General features: G+C 49.5%; 19 protein-coding genes. 9 read left to right on the plus strand and 10 right to left on the minus strand.

Translation table 11 applies throughout. The annotated features are described in order from the left end of the window. Positions 1-18: 18 nt before the first annotated feature. Positions 19-906 (minus strand): DMT family transporter, encoded by an 888-nt coding sequence (locus JIG40_RS07415; protein WP_055452522.1) that lies wholly within the window; start codon positions 904-906, stop codon positions 19-21. 130 nt (positions 907-1,036) lie between these two features. Then, the gene (locus JIG40_RS07420; RefSeq protein ID WP_024375397.1) at positions 1,037-2,002 is read right to left on the minus strand and encodes a helix-turn-helix domain-containing protein; all 966 of its coding nucleotides are present in this window, start codon (positions 2,000-2,002) and stop codon (positions 1,037-1,039) included. 111 nt (positions 2,003-2,113) lie between these two features. Here JIG40_RS07420 and JIG40_RS07425 point away from each other — a divergent pair, with 111 nt between their 5' ends. Further along, on the plus strand, positions 2,114-2,620 hold the full coding sequence (locus tag JIG40_RS07425) for a cysteine hydrolase family protein (RefSeq protein WP_199465064.1): 507 nt from the start codon (positions 2,114-2,116) through the stop codon (positions 2,618-2,620). Positions 2,621-2,669: 49 nt separating this feature from the next. Here JIG40_RS07425 and JIG40_RS07430 read toward each other — a convergent pair whose 3' ends face one another. After that, positions 2,670-3,605, minus strand: a complete 936-nt coding sequence (locus JIG40_RS07430; protein ID WP_199465065.1) for a helix-turn-helix domain-containing protein — start codon at positions 3,603-3,605, stop codon at positions 2,670-2,672. Positions 3,606-3,758: 153 nt separating this feature from the next. On the opposite strand from JIG40_RS07430, the gene JIG40_RS07435 reads away from it, so the two are divergent. The 4 genes from JIG40_RS07435 (at position 3,759) to JIG40_RS07450 (ending at position 5,852) form a co-directional block, all read left to right on the plus strand. Beyond that, positions 3,759-4,154, plus strand: a complete 396-nt coding sequence (locus JIG40_RS07435) for a rhodanese-like domain-containing protein (protein WP_158125954.1) — start codon at positions 3,759-3,761, stop codon at positions 4,152-4,154. A gap of 182 nt (positions 4,155-4,336) precedes the next feature. Further along, a complete protein-coding gene (locus tag JIG40_RS07440) occupies positions 4,337-5,059 on the plus strand; it encodes a sulfite exporter TauE/SafE family protein (protein WP_020328744.1) in 723 nt (240 codons plus the stop codon). Positions 5,060-5,120: 61 nt separating this feature from the next. Further along, positions 5,121-5,411 (plus strand): antibiotic biosynthesis monooxygenase, encoded by a 291-nt coding sequence (locus tag JIG40_RS07445; RefSeq protein WP_020328745.1) that lies wholly within the window; start codon positions 5,121-5,123, stop codon positions 5,409-5,411. A gap of 9 nt (positions 5,412-5,420) precedes the next feature. Further along, positions 5,421-5,852 carry a YccF domain-containing protein gene (locus JIG40_RS07450; RefSeq protein WP_020328746.1) on the plus strand — a complete coding sequence of 144 codons (432 nt, stop codon included), beginning with the start codon at positions 5,421-5,423 and terminating at the stop codon, positions 5,850-5,852. Here JIG40_RS07450 and JIG40_RS07455 read toward each other — a convergent pair. After that, the gene (locus tag JIG40_RS07455) at positions 5,849-6,445 is read right to left on the minus strand and encodes a LysE family translocator (protein ID WP_024375393.1); all 597 of its coding nucleotides are present in this window, start codon (positions 6,443-6,445) and stop codon (positions 5,849-5,851) included. The two genes, JIG40_RS07450 and JIG40_RS07455, sit on opposite strands and share 4 nt — an antisense overlap. Positions 6,446-6,608: 163 nt before the next feature. Between JIG40_RS07455 and JIG40_RS07460 the strand changes: the two genes are divergently transcribed. After that, positions 6,609-7,991 carry a PLP-dependent aminotransferase family protein gene (locus JIG40_RS07460; protein WP_158126361.1) on the plus strand — a complete coding sequence of 461 codons (1,383 nt, stop codon included), beginning with the start codon at positions 6,609-6,611 and terminating at the stop codon, positions 7,989-7,991. Here JIG40_RS07460 and JIG40_RS07465 read toward each other — a convergent pair. Beyond that, the gene (locus JIG40_RS07465) at positions 7,978-8,844 is read right to left on the minus strand and encodes a glycerol kinase (protein ID WP_199465066.1); all 867 of its coding nucleotides are present in this window, start codon (positions 8,842-8,844) and stop codon (positions 7,978-7,980) included. The genes JIG40_RS07460 and JIG40_RS07465 overlap by 14 nt on opposite strands. A 209-nt stretch (positions 8,845-9,053) precedes the next feature. Here JIG40_RS07465 and JIG40_RS07470 point away from each other — a divergent pair, with 209 nt between their 5' ends. Next, positions 9,054-10,145 carry a hypothetical protein gene (locus JIG40_RS07470; protein WP_199465067.1) on the plus strand — a complete coding sequence of 364 codons (1,092 nt, stop codon included), beginning with the start codon at positions 9,054-9,056 and terminating at the stop codon, positions 10,143-10,145. Between the two features lie 140 nt (positions 10,146-10,285). Here JIG40_RS07470 and JIG40_RS07475 read toward each other — a convergent pair whose 3' ends face one another. Beyond that, positions 10,286-10,615: a hypothetical protein gene (locus tag JIG40_RS07475; protein ID WP_171934459.1), complete on the minus strand. Its 330-nt coding sequence runs from the start codon at positions 10,613-10,615 to the stop codon at positions 10,286-10,288. A gap of 19 nt (positions 10,616-10,634) precedes the next feature. After that, positions 10,635-11,096: a hypothetical protein gene (locus JIG40_RS07480; RefSeq protein ID WP_024375388.1), complete on the minus strand. Its 462-nt coding sequence runs from the start codon at positions 11,094-11,096 to the stop codon at positions 10,635-10,637. 787 nt (positions 11,097-11,883) lie between these two features. Here JIG40_RS07480 and JIG40_RS07485 point away from each other — a divergent pair. Next, a complete protein-coding gene (locus JIG40_RS07485) occupies positions 11,884-12,228 on the plus strand; it encodes a YajD family HNH nuclease (RefSeq protein WP_020328762.1) in 345 nt (114 codons plus the stop codon). Positions 12,229-12,380: 152 nt separating this feature from the next. Here JIG40_RS07485 and JIG40_RS07490 read toward each other — a convergent pair whose 3' ends face one another. The 3 genes from JIG40_RS07490 to JIG40_RS07500 all read right to left on the minus strand — a co-directional run bounded on the left by JIG40_RS07490 (position 12,381) and on the right by JIG40_RS07500 (position 16,777). Continuing rightward, entirely contained in the window at positions 12,381-13,370 is a 990-nt protein-coding gene (locus JIG40_RS07490) for a zinc-dependent alcohol dehydrogenase family protein (protein ID WP_047462206.1), read from the minus strand. A gap of 237 nt (positions 13,371-13,607) precedes the next feature. Further along, on the minus strand, positions 13,608-15,011 hold the full coding sequence (locus JIG40_RS07495) for an HD-GYP domain-containing protein (protein ID WP_172558459.1): 1,404 nt from the start codon (positions 15,009-15,011) through the stop codon (positions 13,608-13,610). Between the two features lie 494 nt (positions 15,012-15,505). After that, positions 15,506-16,777: a phospholipase D-like domain-containing protein gene (locus JIG40_RS07500; RefSeq protein WP_199465068.1), complete on the minus strand. Its 1,272-nt coding sequence runs from the start codon at positions 16,775-16,777 to the stop codon at positions 15,506-15,508. Positions 16,778-17,240: 463 nt separating this feature from the next. Here JIG40_RS07500 and JIG40_RS07505 point away from each other — a divergent pair, with 463 nt between their 5' ends. Then, entirely contained in the window at positions 17,241-17,681 is a 441-nt protein-coding gene (locus JIG40_RS07505; protein ID WP_020328772.1) for a GNAT family N-acetyltransferase, read from the plus strand. Positions 17,682-17,773 lie beyond the last annotated feature (92 nt).

Here is a 17,773-nt window from a genome sequence, read left to right on the forward strand (position 1 = left end):
TTTTAATCTTCAATGCATTTAAGAAAGCTCTTGTTGCGTGAGCGCTTTGTTCTGTCTGGCGCGCCACAGCCGGCGCCATTTGACCGGCATCATCGGCACCACGATAAGCAAGATGCCCACCACGGTCAGCACGTCCGGCACTTCGTCAAACCACATCACGCCAAACCAGGTGACAAACACCAAGCCTGAATATTCCGCCAGTGCGATGCGGTTGGCTTCCACCCCTTTGTATGCCAGCAGCACCAAAACGTGATAGCCCAGTACCAACAGGTTAATCAGCACAATCCAGCCCAAATGACGCCAGGAAATTGGTGCCCATTGTGGCAGCGCGAGAATCAGCGCCAGTGGCAGCGTCATCACTCCAGTCCAGAATAGAGTCGCGACCATCGGCTGCTCCGAGGGCAGTTTGCGGATCAGAATATTCCCCAGTCCCATCGACAGCGCGCAGCCCAATCCCGCAATCGCCGCCCAGTGAAACTGCTCCGGACGTAGCACCACCAGCACGCCGGCAAAGCCAATCAGAGTGGCGACAATCTGTTTCACTGCCGGGCGCTCACCGAGCAGGGTTATCGACAGCGGCAGCATCAGCAGCGGGCCGACGTAGAACATCGCGTTGGCGGTGGCGAGTGGCAAGTAAGTGATCGCTATCATCGCGCACGCGCTGCCCAGCAGGATCAGTTGCGCACGCGAGAAGGTTACCCAGCATTTTCCACCCTGCATGCGTTCAGCTTTCGGCAGGCGCAGCCACAACGGCAGCAGAATCAGCGTGCTGATCAACTGGCGAATAAACACATATTGGAAAGTCGGCACTTCGCCGTTGAGCACTTTAAGCGACACATCGGAAAAAGAGGCCAGCAAGTTCGCCAGTACCAACAAAGTAATCGCGCGCGAAATGGGGTTCGACATGAAATGTGCCTGCAAAAATGAAAGCGCTCAGCGCCGGAGAGTGGCGCTATTTTAGAGGATTTGTGAAAAATGAAAAGGTGTTTTAAAAAAGAATTTAACGAAGTTTAAAACACCTTATCAAGGGAAACTGTCAGCCGCTTTGCGCCACGGTATCGACCGTATAGTGGGACGGCGCGAAGCGGCGGCGAAAATCGCTTGGAGTTAACCCCATGATTTTGATGAACACTTTTCGGCAAGCTCCGACATCTTCGTAGCCAATTTGATGGGCGATCCATTCAAACGGTTGCGCGGTGGATTCCAGCCAGTCGCAAGCTTTTTGGATCCGCACGCGTTGCAGATACTGAATCGGGTTGAGCCCGGTCGCTTTGAGGAAGCGGCGCTGCACCGTGCGTTCGGTGACGCTGGCGTGCTCGGCGAGCTGCACGATGGTTAAGTTGTCGGCAAAGCGGCGGTGAATCAGATGTTGCAGTGCGACGATGCTTTCATCACCGTGCAAAAAGCTGGGCGTGAACTGCTGGTAGTAGCGCTGCTCACGTGAGCCGGTATCAACCACCAACAATTTGCCCACCTGACGCATCACGGCAGGCGAAGCAAACTGCGCGATAAGTTCAAGACCCAAATCAATCCATGACATCATGCCGCCGGCGGTGATGATGTCGCCTTGGTTGATCAGAATGTCGTCGGTATTGAGCTGCAACTGGGGATGGCGCTGCTGAAACAGTTCGGCCAAGCCCCAATGGGTGGTGATGACTTTGTGCGCCAGCAAACCGGTATCGGCGAGCAAAAACACGCCCGCACAGGCGGAAGCGAGAATCGCACCTTGTTGATGACGCGTTTGCAGCCAGTCGGTGAGTTCAACCGGCGCTTTGACGTCAAAGCCGCGTTCACGACTGGGTGGCAGCACCACCACCGCGTAAGGCACATCTTCATGAGTGGCGGCGTCCAGCGGCCAGCGCAGCAGGTGGCAGTCAAACTGAAAGGGCTGCTCCAGTTCGGCGCAGGCGCGGTTCGCCATCCATAGCATCTCTTCCAGCCCATGCACGGCAGAGAGCAGGCAACCGGGGTAGGCGATAATGGCAATCTGAATGTGGTTCACGAAACATCCTTGCTGTCGTTTTTGGCTCGATAAAAGTCATTTTAGACTCTGAACAACACAATGCAATCGGCGGATACTCAGGACTCATCCCAACAAGAATAGGAGAAAACCATGAGTCACACGGCGTTAATTGTTATCGATGTTCAAAACGACTACTTCCCGGCAGGGGCTTATCCGCAGCATCTGGCTGAGCAGACGTTGGCTAACACACTGTCCGCAGTAGATATCGCGCAGCAACGCGGCTGGTCTGTCGTATTGGTACAGCATGTCGGCAGCGAAGAGGCACCCTTTTTCAAAGCGGGCGGCGAAGGGGTGAACTTGCATTCGGCACTGATTGCCAAAGCCCCGGCGGACGTCGTGGTGGAGAAGCAGCACGCCGACAGCTTTCTCAATACCACCTTAAGTGACGTACTTCGCGCGCAGAATATCCGTGAGTTGGTGGTGTGCGGCATGATGACGCAAAACTGCGTCACCCATACCGCGCTGTCGCCTGCGGCCAGTGATTACTCGGTTCGCGTGCTCAGCGATGCGTGCAGCGCGCCGGATGCCATGGTGCATGGGATTGCACTACGCGCATTGAGCGACCGTGTGCCGCTGATAACCTTGGACGAATTGTGAGCACTCACTTTCTCTTTATCTTCTCATACAAAAGGCACTAGCCGATAACCTAAGGAAGAAACTGCTGCTGATACTGCTTGGGCGAGACGCCGAGTAAACGGCGAAAATGGTGGCGTAGCGTCACCACACTTTCAAAGCCGGATTGTTCGGCGAGGCGTTCCAGCGGCAGCGTGGTTTCTTCCAGCAGCCCTTTAGCGCGCTCGATTTTTTGCTGAATCAGCCACTCGTTCGGCGAAAGGTTAAAACTGGCGCGAAACTTTCGCTCAAAGGTGCGGCGCGACATATTGGCGCGCGCGGCCAGTTGGTCGACATTAAGCGGCGCAGTGAGGTTCTGCTGCGCCCAGTCCAGTGCGCCCGCAAACTGGTTGGGCACCGCCAGCATCGGCGCTTCAACAAACTGCGACTGACCGCCCGCGCGATGCGCCGACATCACCAGCCGCCGCGCCACCTGATTGGCAACCTTGTAGCCGAAATCGTGGCGAATCACCGCCAGACCCAAATCCAGCGCAGCGGCACTGCCGGCCGAGCAGCCAATCGGATCCTGCCACACGTACAGCACATCATCGACGTAATCGACCTTGGCAAAGCTCGCTTTAAACTGCTCAGCATAACGCCAATGGGTGGTCGCCTGACGGCCATCGAGAATGCCCAGTTCAGCGAGTAAAAATGCGCCGGAGCAAAACGTCAGCAGGCGCTTACCTGCCTGAGCAAACGCGCGCACTTCACTGGCGAGTCGCTCGGGCACAGGGGAGCCCTGCGTCGGCCAACTGGGAATCACCAAGGTATCGTAATCGCTCAGGCTGGTAACACGTTTGGCTTCAATTCGTACCCCAGCGGTGGAGTCAAATGGCTCGCCTTCAAGGTTGACCACATCGCAGTGATACCAGTGTTCGATCTCCGGACGCGGCAGGGCAAACAGCTCGACGGCGCAGCCGAGTTCAAACAGCGAGCAGTGAGCGTGAGTGAGAATGGCGATACGGCGCATAGGCTTCCTTTGGCACGAAAGGGTGGTATGAGTGTTGACGTAATATTGTCGATAATTGGCGTTTGCGCCAGTGTTGCGTGAGCAAAGTGTGCGGCACACTACACATCACTGATACACACCATTGACGCATCAATCATGAAAAGGAGAGTCATTATGTCGAGCGCGGTATCGAGAATTCCTGCGGCCAGCAGTGAGCAAGCACTTGCTCATTTTTCCGCCTTATTGCAATTTGAAACCGACTGCTGGGATGTGCACCACGCACTGACCAACCACACGCAGGACTTCATTTTGCTCGATGTGCGTGGCGAAGCGCTGTTCGCTGAAGGGCATATTGACGGCGCGGTCAACCTGCCCCACCCGCGCCTTAATGAGCGCACTTTAGCCGATTACCCGCCAGAAACCCTGTTTGTGGTCTACTGCGCGGGGCCACATTGCAATGGCACGGAAAAAGCGGCGATACGTTTGGCGAAACTGGGGCGTCCGGTGAAAAAAATGATTGGCGGCGTGACCGGCTGGCTGGATGAAGGCTTTAGCCTGCTCCCGGCGTGAACCGGCTGCCAGCGAAACGTTTTTATTGCGAAAATTCAGCAAACTGTTAACGTTCAAAAGTCATGCAATTGCATGACTTTTTTCATTCTCTTTGGGCTTTCGCCCGTCAATCCAACCTCAAACCATGGGGGTGGCAGTCAGCATTGCTGCCGTTGTAAAACAAAAAGGTATAAGGCGTCATCATGGACTATTTCAGCAGTACCGTACTCATTGCGATGTTTCTTATTTTTGTCGGCTCGTTTGTGCAGACGGCAATTGGGTTCGGGTTGGCGGTAGTGGCTGCGCCTTTGTTGTTTATGGTTTCGCCGGATTACGTTCCCGCCCCGATTTGTATTGTGGCGTTGTTCATCTCCTTGTTGAGCGCCATGAAGCATCGCAGCAGCATCTCTATCGGCGGTTTAAAAATGGCGTTGATCGGTCGCGTGCCGGGTTCGATTGCCGGTGGTTTGCTGCTGGTGTGGGTCTCGACCGATGTGCTGGCGTTGTGGCTCGGTTTGCTGGTGCTGTTTGCCGTCGGGGTGAGTTTTCTGCCGTTTCGCATTGAACCGACGCCCGCGCGCATGGGTATTGCTGGTTTCTTCTCCGGCTTTTTCGGCACCAGCAGCGCGATTGGCGGCCCGCCGATGGCGTTACTGCTGCAGCATCAGGAAGCCAACCAACTGCGCGGCAACTTGTCGGCGTTTTTTGTCTTCAGCTCCATCATTTCACTGATGGTGCAGATCCCGGCGGGCTTTCTGACCATGCACCATCTGCTGATCACCATTCCGCTGATCCCATCGGCGTGGCTGGGTTACGCTCTGGCACGTAAAACCACTCAAACCCTGCCGAAAGAGAAAATCCGCGTGGGCGCGCTGTCGCTGTGTTTGCTCAGCGGTCTGACCGCACTCGGCAAAGGATTGATGTAACACATTGAAAAGCTGAAATTTGCGTCTGAATGACGCATTCATATTACGTTAAGGAAAAACCATGATACTGGAAGTCGCGATTCTGGATGTAAAACCAGAACAGGAAGCGCAGTTTGAACAGAGTTTTGCTAAAGCGCAGCAAATTATCGCCAGCATGGCGGGTTATGTGTCGCATCAGTTGCAACGCTGCTTAGAGAATCCGAGCCGCTACATTTTGCTGGTCAACTGGCAGACACTGGAAGCACATACCGAAGGATTCCGTCAGTCGGCGGAATATCAGCAATGGCGCGCGTTGCTTCATCACTTTTACGATCCGTTTCCCACGGTGGAGCATTATCAACGTGTGTTTTAAGAGGAAGACATGAGAACGATCGGTAACATTATTTGGTTTTTATTGGGTGGCGTGATGATGGGCCTCGCCTGGTGGTTTTTCGGCTTGCTGGCGTTTATCAGCATTGTCGGCATTCCCTGGGGGCGCGCCTGTTTTGTCATCGGTAATTTTTCCTTCTTTCCGTTTGGTCAGGAGGCGATTGGCCGCGACGAACTGACCGGCAAAGAAGACATCGGCACTGGCGGTTTTGGGGTGATCGGCAACGTGATTTGGTTCTTGCTGGCCGGAGTGTGGTTGGCGATTGGTCATCTGCTCTCAGCGGTGGCGTGCTTTATCACCATCATCGGCATTCCGTTTGCCCTGCAACACCTCAAACTGGCGGTCATTTCGCTGGCCCCGATTGGCCAGACGATCGTCTCCAAAGAAGAGGCCGCCCGCGCACGGTACGGCCAGCGTCGTTAAGCCTGAAACAGCACTGGCAGGATGGTCGCAAAGGTCATTCCGCTCAGGCTGTAGTTGAACGTTCGAATCTTACGCGGCGTGTCGAGATACAGGCTCGCCGCTTTTCCCATTCCTGCCCAGCATAAATTACACACCAGCCCGGTCACGGTAAACGCGGCCAGAATCCATAGCACTGATACCCAATACAGCGACGGCAGCGTATAGGTGGCGACCACCGTCAGGCTGGCCGCCCAGGCTTTGACATTGCCGAGTTGAAACAGCGCTGCCTGAACTAACGTCAGTGGCTGCGCCGCATGGCTTTTATTGAGATTACCACCCGCCAGAATCAGCTTGATGGCCAGCCAGCTCATGTAAATAAACCCGAAGTATTTGAGCGCCGAGTAGGCGAGCGGATACGCTTGCACCAGCACACCGACACCCGCCGCACTGAGCAGAATCAATCCACTGACACCGATACGAATGCCCAGAATGTGATGCCATGTGCGGCGCAGACCAAACTGAGAGCCGGAACTGGCGAGCAGAAAATTGTTCGGCCCCGGCGTGAAGGCGGTGATGAACGCGAACAGACACAACGAAGGCAATAGGGTCCACATGAGAGTTAAGCTCCTTTAACTGACGATATGCGCACACTCTAATCCGCCCGCAAAGTGAACCCCTAGTGTTTATGCGTCACCATGACACTTTTGTATTTCACATTCCGCCAACCCTTGAATATGCTTAACTTTCTAACCAAGTGTATCGATGACAATGGTGACAATGTTTATACCGGATCTCACTGGCCGTGCGGGGCCGAAATACAAAGTGCTGGCCGATGCGTTTGAAGAAGCGGTCGAGCGCGGCGAGTTACGAGCGCACAGTAAATTGCCGTCGCAGCGCATGCTCTCTTACAAACTTGGCGTGACGGTCGGCACCATCACGCGTGCTTATCAGGAGCTGGAACTGCGCGGCGTCACCGTACCCGTGGTGGGCAGCGGTACCTACATTAAAGATCGCAGCCACGAGCAGCAGGACTATTATCATCCACTGGTGTCGCGCGGTGGCGTGGATTTGTCACTGTGTCGCCCGTTAATTCTCAGCCAGCAGCGCCATTTGATGGCGGCTTTGGGCGAACTCGCCAGTCAGCCGACGGCGCAAAAAGCGGTGCTGGATTATTTCTCCGCCGACGGTTTGCAAGGCCACAGTGCCACGCTGCAACGCTGGGTGAATCAGCGTTGGCAGTGCGATATTGACCGCTCCAGATTGCAATGGACGTACGGCGGCCAGCATGCGCTGAGTACAGTGCTGCAAGCGCTCACCCGCAGTGGCGATACCATTTTGCTTGAAGGGCTGTGCTACGGCGAATTCATCAATGCCTGTACTCAGCAGGAGCGCAAAGTCATTCCGGTGGCGGTTGATGACGAAGGCATAGTGCCGGACGATCTGCTGCTGCACTGTCAGCGCCATCGTCCGCGCTTGCTCTATATGACACCCGCGATTCAAAACCCGACAGGTGTGGCACTGAGCGATTCACGGCGCCTGAAAATCATCGAAATCTGCCGCCGTTTCGATGTCTTGATCATTGAAGACGACGTGCTCTATTGCCCGCCGGAGCATCGACGTTCGCCGTTGGTGACCATTGCGCCGGACATTACGCTCTATATCGGCAGTTTCTCTAAGTATTTTGCCGGTGGTATTCGCGTTGGTTACATGGTGCTGCCGACCAACCTCAAGCTGCCGCTGCAAAAAGCGCTGCGCGCATCGTGTATGCACGTCAGCCCGATTCTGGTGGATTTGGTTTGTCGCTGGCTGAGCAATGGCGCGATGCAGCAAGTCGATGAAGATATCGCGCTGGAACTCAGCGCCCGCCACCGGATATTGCAATCGGTGTTTCCTGAGCGCCAAACCTGTGCGATTCCCGGATTCAACTGCTGGATCACGTTGCCGGAACATTGCCCCGCGAGCGAACTGAAACAGCAGCTCGCCGAAGATGGCGTGTTTGTGCGTGATGCGGCGTTCTTTCGCGTCGGCTCTTACCCCTTGCCCAACGCAATTCGCATTTCACTTACCGGGCCGTTATCGCGCGATGACTTAAAGCAAGGCTTGCAACGCATCAAAGCGCATCTGGATTTACGGGCGCACGATCCGCTCAATAAGCCTTAATGCCGTGCTCACGAAGCCGAGCGGGCAGAATGTCGTCCAACTGATGCACCTCTTCGGGAGTAACTTCAATCAGCTTGAACTGGTGGTCAGCGTACACGGCGCGGGTCTCGTCGCGCTGCTTGTCGCTGATGGGCGTGCCGTCGGTGCCCCAGTATTGAAGATACACATTGCCTGACGGCAGGTAGAAATCGCTCATCAGCGGTTTTTCGATTGGCAGCGGGCGCTGGTAGGCATGCACCACGCCAGCGAGATACAGCCAGTTATCGATCAGCAGTTCGCCCACCGAGCGCACGTAATGGCCATCGAGGGTGCGGTGTTTGGCTTCGAACTTCTGGCGAAAGCTGGAGTAGGATTTGTCGGTCGCCTGTTCACCGGCATCCTGACCAAGAAACTCCACCACCGATTGACGCAGGTGCGGGTTGTGGCGAATCGAATCGTGCCACACCACAAACTTTTGCTCTGAGGCTTTGTCTTCACGCTGCTGTGCGCCAGCACGCAGGCCGGCGGCGGTGGCGACCCAGCCCAGATCACTTTTGCTTATCCATCCCAGTTCGCTGAACAACTGATTCATTTTCTTAGGGTTGAGTTTGAAGTACTCACCCACTTGCGTTGCGCTGAGTGTGCTGCCGCTGGTGGCCACCATGTCGATGAGTAAATTCTCCGGCCAGACAATAAAGGTACCGAACTTGGCATGCTGGACGTATTCGCCACCAAACTTCGCGCCGAGTTCCGTCAAAATCCATTGCTCGTCATGACGGCTGATGTAGCCCGCCTTTTTTAAATCCGCGAACAGCTGCTTGGCTTCGATACCGCGCAGTTTGGCCAGCGCTGAAGTCGACAGTTTGTCAGACATGTGAGAATCCCTTACCGAGGTGATGCTGATATTCAATCAGTTTGCTGCGCAGCGCTCAATCTTTGGCGTCAAACCGCGACTGAAATCTGTGAGCGCGCCGCGCGATTTACATTGTAAACACAGCGGAAAATTCCTGACGCAGACGTGCTTTTCTCTACAGCGAAATCGTTGCTAGGATAGGGGAACTGGGTTTTTCACGGCGGTACGCGATGTTCAAACGGCTTTTCAAATTCACGCTTTTGGTGTTGGCGCTGATCTCAGCGGGCGTGCTGTGGCAGCAAGCGCAGCTTTCTGTGCTCGCGCTGGGGCGTATTGACCCGCTACCGGAAACACGCCAAATGCTGGCGGAACAACGTTACGCCGATGCGGCCAGCTACCTTGGCTTTTTTATGGATTACGACTATGTGCGTGATAACCCGAAAGCGCAGGCGCTGTATGCTGATATCACCCGCATTCGCAGCGATTGGCGTTATCAGTTCGACAAACTCAGCGAAGGCTTACTGACCGGCACCAGCGACGAGACCATTGGTCAGGCTGCGGCCGTAACCACCGATTTTCTGGTGATTGGTGATATTCGTGACCTCACCTTGCAAGGCATGAATCATCTGCAAGGGGAAGAAGTGGATGAAACGTTAGTAGCATTGTCGGCGCTCGGCCTCGTGGCAACGGCCGCGCAGATTGCCAGTGGCATCGGCACCGTCGAAACTGCGGGTGTCGCCGCACCGACGTTGGTCGCCACCACCGCGACCAAAAACGGAATCGTCGCGCTGAAAACCGCCAAACGTTTAGGCAAACTGCCGCCTTGGCTGGGGAAAACCTTAGTGCGAGAGGCCAAAATCGCGCAGCAATCGAAAAGCCTCAGTGCGCTGACGGAGATGCTGAGCGATGTCACCACGCTCGCCAACACCCGCGGCGGATTTCGTTTGCTCAGCCGCACAACAAACAGCGCTGAGCTGAGCCGCATGGCGGAGTTTGCCAAAGCGTTTGGCTCACAAAGTGCGACTCTTTATCACCTCGGCGGCGATGTGGTGGTGGTGATGACACCACGTGCCGCACAACTGGGCAAAGAGAGCATGAAACTGGCGGCCACGTTTGGCCAAGGCGGGCTGCGTTTGCTGGATAATCTGGGGGCGTTGAAGTTCACCAAATTGGCCGCGCGCGGGGCGAAAATTGCCTACAAAGGCGATGCCATTGCGTTGCTGGCGAAGTGGTTATTGATGCTGCCGATGTGGCTGTTGTATGCGGTGATGGGGATGGCGGCGGTAGTTTGGCTTCCGGGGTGGGGACGATTTAAACGCTGATTTGCTGATTTGTCGCGTGAATTTGCTTGGTGAGCATTAATACCACGCAGGCCTATGAACGAGGCCAAATCTTGCGGCGGTGAATGCGCCGAACAGCATTTAGCCTCGTTCTGAGTAAAGCGGGTCTGAGCCCGACGGATTCAGATAAAGTATCCGGCGATGATCAGACTACTTAATACAGTAGAGCCCACCACGAACGTGATGACTGATGCCACTTTCATACGTGAACAGTCACAGATGCGATAGAACACAAAGCCGAGCACAAGAAATACGATGATATCGAGTAACCCATGGGTCACCCAGTGATGGCCAGTGATCGCGGCCAATACACTGTGGACTTCTTCATTGCTTTCTTTAAGCACAACCAGTAGGGCGCTGAACACACTAGTGATGGCATAGGATAAACCGAACCCAATGGTTATCGCATTACTGGTTTCAGGCTTGTGTTGGCTGGTTTGGTTGACGGACATTTTCCCATCTCCTTATATCTCATTGGCTGGCAAGCAAAGAGACTTTGACTCCCATGCTGATAATGGCTCCGGCTCCCTCCATAACAAGCGAGAGAACAATGACTATCGCTGACGTCCACAATAACAATTTTCTACTGGGTAATTGGTTGACGATATCATTCCAGGCAACAATAGGAAGGTAGGTTGAAAGCAGCAAAAGCATAAGGAATATATGTTCTTTCATTTCCATGTAGAAAGAATGAGAAAATGGCCATGGTCCCTGCTTAATAATGGCCTTTTCACCGCCATAAAAAACGACGTACCAATAGCCACCGGCGATATAGGTCAGCCACATTAAAACTGCGACTAACACACTCATGTTTCGAATACGGCCAGAGTTCGTGTCGGTTGCATTCAGCGTGTCGACGAACACCCAGACGGCGGCAATCAGCGCAAGGACTCCAAACGTAGGGTGAAGCATCAATATAAATTCTTTGGACATAGTTCGCCCTCCTAATAAATGTTCCGCAAAGGTTCATTTATTCTGATTTTAAAAGCCCAAACGGGTGTCACCATGAATAGAAAAAATGGCGAACGTCGTAAGCTCTCATTAATATTAGTTATGACTAAAGTAATGCGCAATATTAATAATTTAATTTTTATATCATATTGATTTTAAATCATATATTTAGGTTTCAAGGTAAAAGTCATCATTGGTTACAGTGTTCGCTGTTCTATATTTAGCAGACGACAATCACGCTATATCGGTGGTTACGACGAGAACGAAACAGGGGAGAACATTGAGAGGTCAGTTTGCTTGAAATCTTGGCGTGTCCAACAAAATAGTGAATGGCTTTGCTCTCAAATTTGCGGGTTAATAATTGACCAAAATCGGCTTGGCTGATTACCGTATCTTTCTTATCACTGAATGATGACCGACGCTTATGACCCCTTCGATTCTTATTGCTCGCGTGGAATCTCATGCGTTTTACTCCATGACGGGGTTTGAGCTGAAGAAGACAGCGCACAACTATGAGAAAAAATTGGGCTGATGATGTCTCTGTGTGCAAGGTGAAGACAGTTTGATTGTCACGCTGGCAGGTTCATGAGTTTCTCTCTGTATTGTGGCTTGGTTTTAGGAATTTGTGTTTTCAGAGGGAGAATCGTTTGTAGCCCATTTTAAGTTGTGCCTATTTGAATCATTATTTCTGAGAGCGGTAATTTGACCTATTTGGGGTCATACTAAAAGTGGTTACTATAGCGGTAGCTAACCACATAAAGGAGCAAAGATGTCTTCAGATCATTACGGAACCAGTGCCCGTTACGCGCGTAAAGAAGCCGATTACCGAGAGAAAGCACTCAAACTTTACCCTTGGGTATGCGGAAGGTGTGCCAGAGAGTTTGTCTATTCAAACCTACGTGAATTGACTGTTCACCACAAAGATCATGACCATACCAACAACCCCGAAGATGGCAGCAATTGGGAGTTGTTGTGCCTCTATTGCCACGATCATGAGCATAGCAAATACCTAGAATATGAACTTCATGGTAGTGAAATAAAGCCCGGAGAAGATGAACATCAGGGGGCAACGTACAATCCATTTGCTGATTTAGCAAAGATGATGAAGAAGTAATTCAAAGTATTAAAACGATTCGAAGTTTGCGCTCTAAAGCATTTTTGCCCTTAGTGTTTTAACGTAAATACTCAGTTATGGGGGCGGGGGCTCGCCTCTGAATTTAAAGTACTTTTTCCGATGATAACTAGCCGTAAATGGTCATATCTCTACTACATTGGTAGCAAAATGATTTTTCCATGTAAGTTCGTAGAATTAGACTCGATTAGCTTGATAGCGTCCTGAATTTGTTCCAATGGAATACAACGATCTACATCTAGTTGTATTCCATTGGTGATGAAATGGTCTAGCATCATCGAAAATTTTTCACGTCGGATATCTTTACCAACAGCATTCTCCCAGTAACGTAAGAAAAATGTACTGAATTCAATGTTTAGGTTCTTCGCATACTCAAAGAAATGAGGCTGATAGAACTCCAGAGAAAGAGTTCCATAGTTGATATACCGTCCATTCTCGCCGATGGTATGAATCAGTTCTGTTCCTTTTTTGCCTCCAATAGCGTCGAATGCAATATTTGGGCTAGGCAAATCAAGTTGCTGTAGTTGAGTGAGTAGGTCTACTTTTGCATCTATGACATGGTTTGAATCATATGGATAATTTTCAGGCTTCGACGTTACGACAATAAGAGTGAACCCTAGCGAAGAAGATAGCTGTGCAAAAATTTTACCTATTGCAGAACTTCCAGCGTTGATAATCAGTACATCTTCTTGCTTCAACTGAGCAATTTCGGTGGTTAAAACCCACGCTGTTAGCGCATTGATATACAACTGGCACGCATAGCCGTTGTCCAGATGCGGCGGAATGATGAAGAGGTTATCTGGTGATACATCGATATATTTCTGCCAAGTACCGCTGGTAGCCACGACAACTCTTTGCCCTACGGTAAATTCTGCATGGTTGGAGACGAAGATTTGTCCAACAGCTTCAAATCCGGGTACTCGGGGCGGCTGATGACTATGCCTGTATTGACCTACACCATGTATAGACAACAAGTCGCTTGGATTAATATTAGTTGCTTCGATTTTTACTCTGATTTTATCTTCTTCAAGCGAATTCAAAGGTACCTGTTCAATCGTCAATGAATCTTGTGGTTGACCGAAACAGAGCTGGCGAATTCTGGTGTTTGTAGTGATGTTAGACATTGTGTTGTTTTTGTTCGATAAATTCTTCAAGTATCATACGTTAAGCAGGCATTTTTATCACAAATGTCCAGCTTTATGCTGACTCTTCTTTGTCCCATTGTGTGCCTGCGTAAATATTAGTTCGTATTCTGTTAATGGGTGTTTGATCTATAAGAAATCATACTTGTAAAAAGGAAAGGCCTGACGCAAGTAGGTAGTCGTATTCACTTGCGCTCATTCATATTGTTTCAAATCAATCTAGAGCATCGGTGACGAGGGAACCCCACCCATACCAATATCTTGCATATACTTATCAGGTAGTTTGTTTAGTGCCGCTTTTAGTGCGTTAAAGCACAATGGATCGATGGCTGTACCCACATTTTCTTCCATGATTTCTAAAGTTTTTGGAATTGGCACAGCACCTCGATAAGGGCGTTCAGCCGTAATGGCATCAAAAATATCTGCTGTGGTAATAATCCGTGTCATCATCGAGATTTCATCGGCAACCAGTTTATCGGGATAGCCTGTGCCATCTAACTTTTCATGATGAGCAGCTGCCATTTTGGCGAATTGTTTTAGAGGGGATATCTTTTCAATGATCTCTCTGGTAAACACCGCGTGATTTTGTATTTTTGCCCACTCGTCATCATCCAATTTTCCTGGTTTATCCAAGATCGTGTTACTTACCCCTAGTTTACCTAGATCATGTAAGAGTGCGGCACGTTTTAGCCATAGTCGATCCTCTTTGTCGACCTTGAGTTCTTCTGCTATGAGCGTACTAAAAATAGCCACTCTGGAACTGTGGCCGGAGGTAAAAGGACTCTTGGCATCAATGATTTTGCCGAAAGCCGTCACAATTCGATCGAAATAATCATCATCTAATGGAATCATCGCTTGGGCGGGGGACATAGAGAGCACAAAAGGGACTATGGATGGGGCATTAAGTGCCTTAATGAAATCAGTATTGTCTTTCAACTGCTTAGCAATGGCCACTAAGTTAGGATCCAGCCAGTTTCCGGAACGACTTTCTAATTCAGAAAATGCAATATTCAAATCATGTTCACGTTGAAAAACATCCATCACTTGAGCAAGAAGGGCAATTCTTGAAAATAATGGGATTTGATTATGCATTAACGCATCAGGACGACCTGAACCGTCCCAGTGCTCATCCAAATGTTGTATACCTTGAGCCACATCTTCACTGAATAAGAGCTCACGAGCAACTTCTGCCCCTTTTGTACAACGCGTTTGAATCAGTTCTTGAGCGTAATCTGTACCATTTTTCAAAATATCAATCGTGGTAGAGATACGCTTATGCCAATGTTCTCCTGAGCCTGCATTTTTTAGTACAAAATTAATTGCACTCGTCAGGCTTGTACCGACCGTTTTATAACGTTGTTTAAAAGTAAGATCATCGGTGGCGTAGAGTTCACAAATACGCGCCGCATTGCTGCTGCAGCCGGCATCCTTGAGAAGTAACGTAAAATACAGATCATAGAGCTCTGATGATGAGAGGTTCATTCGCTCACCAATATGCATTCCAATCCAGCAGCAACGCATACTGTGCTCTGGAGGCTGTCCCTCTGTCATATCTAGCGCTACTGTCAGTGAAGAGACCAGCTCGGCCAGAGGCATATTGAGATTCGAACCTTGTAATAACATCGCATGCTACTCATCAATACTTAAAAAAAAACTATAGTGCAACCTTACACTGTAATCTAATGACAAATAACAAATAACAATAAAAATACGGCAGTGAATGAGTAATTTTGACCACTCAGAGAGGGGCTTCGCAATATCTCAAATAACACCTCAAATGCTTATCTAGTAAAGGCGCTAGCAAACTTGTGTTCAGAATGTCCACAGTGGGCACTTCGTAACTTAGAAGTGCCCCAAAACGTGCCAGCCCTCGTCCTTGTCCAGATTCGTGCTAGTGAGATTGCACCTAGCACATTTGTACCTCAAAGGGAGTTTACGCGACAGAATGGAGGTCTCCTTCCGTCAGAAAACAGCTTTACTTTACCTCATGGCAAACTGAGCACGAAGGAACGTGTGAAAGCACATAAGTCGAATCACCTTGTTCGAAATTTGCGATATGTTTTTTAGTTAACATGTGAGCATTATTGATTTTATTTTGTGTTTATGTGTACCTATTTTTATTCACTAATCTGACGAATATCATTACCAAAATATCTGAGAACTTTAGTTGTTCTCCCATTGATAACAGGTAGTTCTTCCTTGTTTATCCATCCAATAAGCTCTTGAACGTTGGATTTACCGAACTCATTAAGTTTGTATTCACCATCGTAGATACAATCAGCCATTCGTCCAATGGCGTCACCTGTGCCGTAGAGTAGATAGGTTAGAGTGTTCTTTACTCTTTGTTCTTCATTATGCTCAATGAAAGAGGCTTTCAAGGTCTCGAGTCCTCCTTTGTAAAAGCGGAATCGATCATGGAATGAATGTAGAACGCAAAGAGCATCGACTATTTCTTTCATTGTCGCTGCTTTGATTGAATCCTTCGAGCCTAAGACGCGTTTGATTAGTGGATAGTTTATCGGCACGATGCGATCTTCAAAGTGTTCCCATTTGGTCGTTAGCCATTCATCAATAAGAGCTTTGGCTCTGGACTTTTGATGATCATCCCATCCAAGAGCCTTGTGTTTCCATGTATCTTGTATTGCATAGAAGTCACGAACGAAGCTGAAGAAGGAATCGATCTCTAGTCGTTGTGGGATTAACTCAGCATCAACTTTTCTGTCGAATGTTTTGTAGATCTCCTCAATACGTCTAAAAGCTGTAACAGCTTCTTGATAAGATTTACGGTAGGAGTCCAAGAAGATAGACTTTTTATTGGCTGTCTTCTTGCCTCGGTTAATATTCGAGAAGTTCACATCGCCCATTGTCTCAGTGACAGTGTCGTCTAAGTCCTTGATCATCTTGTTTACTTGCGAGAACTTGTTATAAATATTGCGATATTGTTTGATGGCTTCTTTGGTTAGAACTTCAGCCTCATCCCAATAATCGCCAAACAATTCTTGAAGCTCAGCAAATCGATCATCAACTGAATCAATTCCTACCATAACCTCTTGGTTAGACAGAATGGCTGAGCGAGTAAGGTTGGCTGAACCCAATAGAATCGTTTTATCACCAAAAATGTAGAGCTTCGGATGGAAAGAACTACTTGTGAAGAATCTGGCTTCGACGTTTTTGTTATTCAGAAGCTTCTCAAGAGCTGCTGGGGAGGTGGGAAAACCAAGACGAACAACGATTCTTACATGACATCTTTTGGCAATCAAATCATCAATCACATCTGATTCAGTGAAGAATGCAGATGCGATAAAGATGTCCATATCATTTTCAACATGCTCGATGATACCGTGTTTGATGAAATCATTTTTTGAGATTCGGTTTGTGTACAGATCCATCATTGTTATCCTACATAATAATCTAGGGCCATCATGCCATTAAACGAAAATAGATTACCTATTCAGTATCAAACACTCGGAAAAGAATTTCATATCGATATGTATTGCAAACTCTTAATCTCTGTTGATATCTCTTTGATTTACAACCTAGTAATGGTGCAGTAGATGAGTAAATGTGGCCACTATAGATATGGGTCTCATGATGCTGAATGTAATCTATTAAATGCTAATTTAGTAAAGACGCTGGTACATTTATGTCCAGTTACGAGTTAGCTTTGTACCTCACAAACAGGAGAAAATTCATGGATGAATTTTTTGTCCTGATTTTGTGGCTTAGGTTAGGTCTCGTTTTTGATTGGGCATTGTTGGTTATCTGAACTCTCAAATTCGTTGACTGATTATTGACCGAGATCGGCTTGGCTGAGTACCGTGGTTTCTCGTTTATAGATCATGGTCAACCCTTATGACTCCCTCGATTCTAATCGCTCAACCGTCTCATCTTGAAGGCATTCACTCCCTGACTGCCGAATGGGGTCACTCCGCTAGCTTAGAGCAAACCAAATTCTGGCTAAATGCGATTACGGATTCCGACCATCACACCATGTTTGTTGCAAAACATGAGGGTGAAGTGCGTGGCTGGATCGTGGTCGAAAAACGTATTTTTCTCGACGCAGGACATAAAGGAGAAATCACCGCGTTAGTGGTGAGTCAAAAAGCGAGAAGAATGGGCATCGGCAAGTTGTTATTGGCCGCAGCTGAGCAGTGGACAAAAGAACTGGGCTTGTCTCATCTTGTTGTGCGCTCCAATATTGCGCGTATGGAATCCCATGCGTTTTACACAATGACGGGGTTTGAGTTTAAGAAGACGGCGCATAATTATGAGAAAGGGCTGATTTGGCAGTGACGTTTGCGTGGGAAAGGGAATTTTTTGTTTGCTACGAAGGTAGGTTCATTGGTTTCTTTGTATTTGACCGGCTCGGTATCTCAGTGAAGACA

The sequence above is a fragment of the Vibrio sp. bablab_jr001 genome (genome assembly GCF_016464285.1).
Classification (GTDB): Bacteria; Pseudomonadota; Gammaproteobacteria; order Enterobacterales; family Vibrionaceae; genus Vibrio; species Vibrio fluvialis.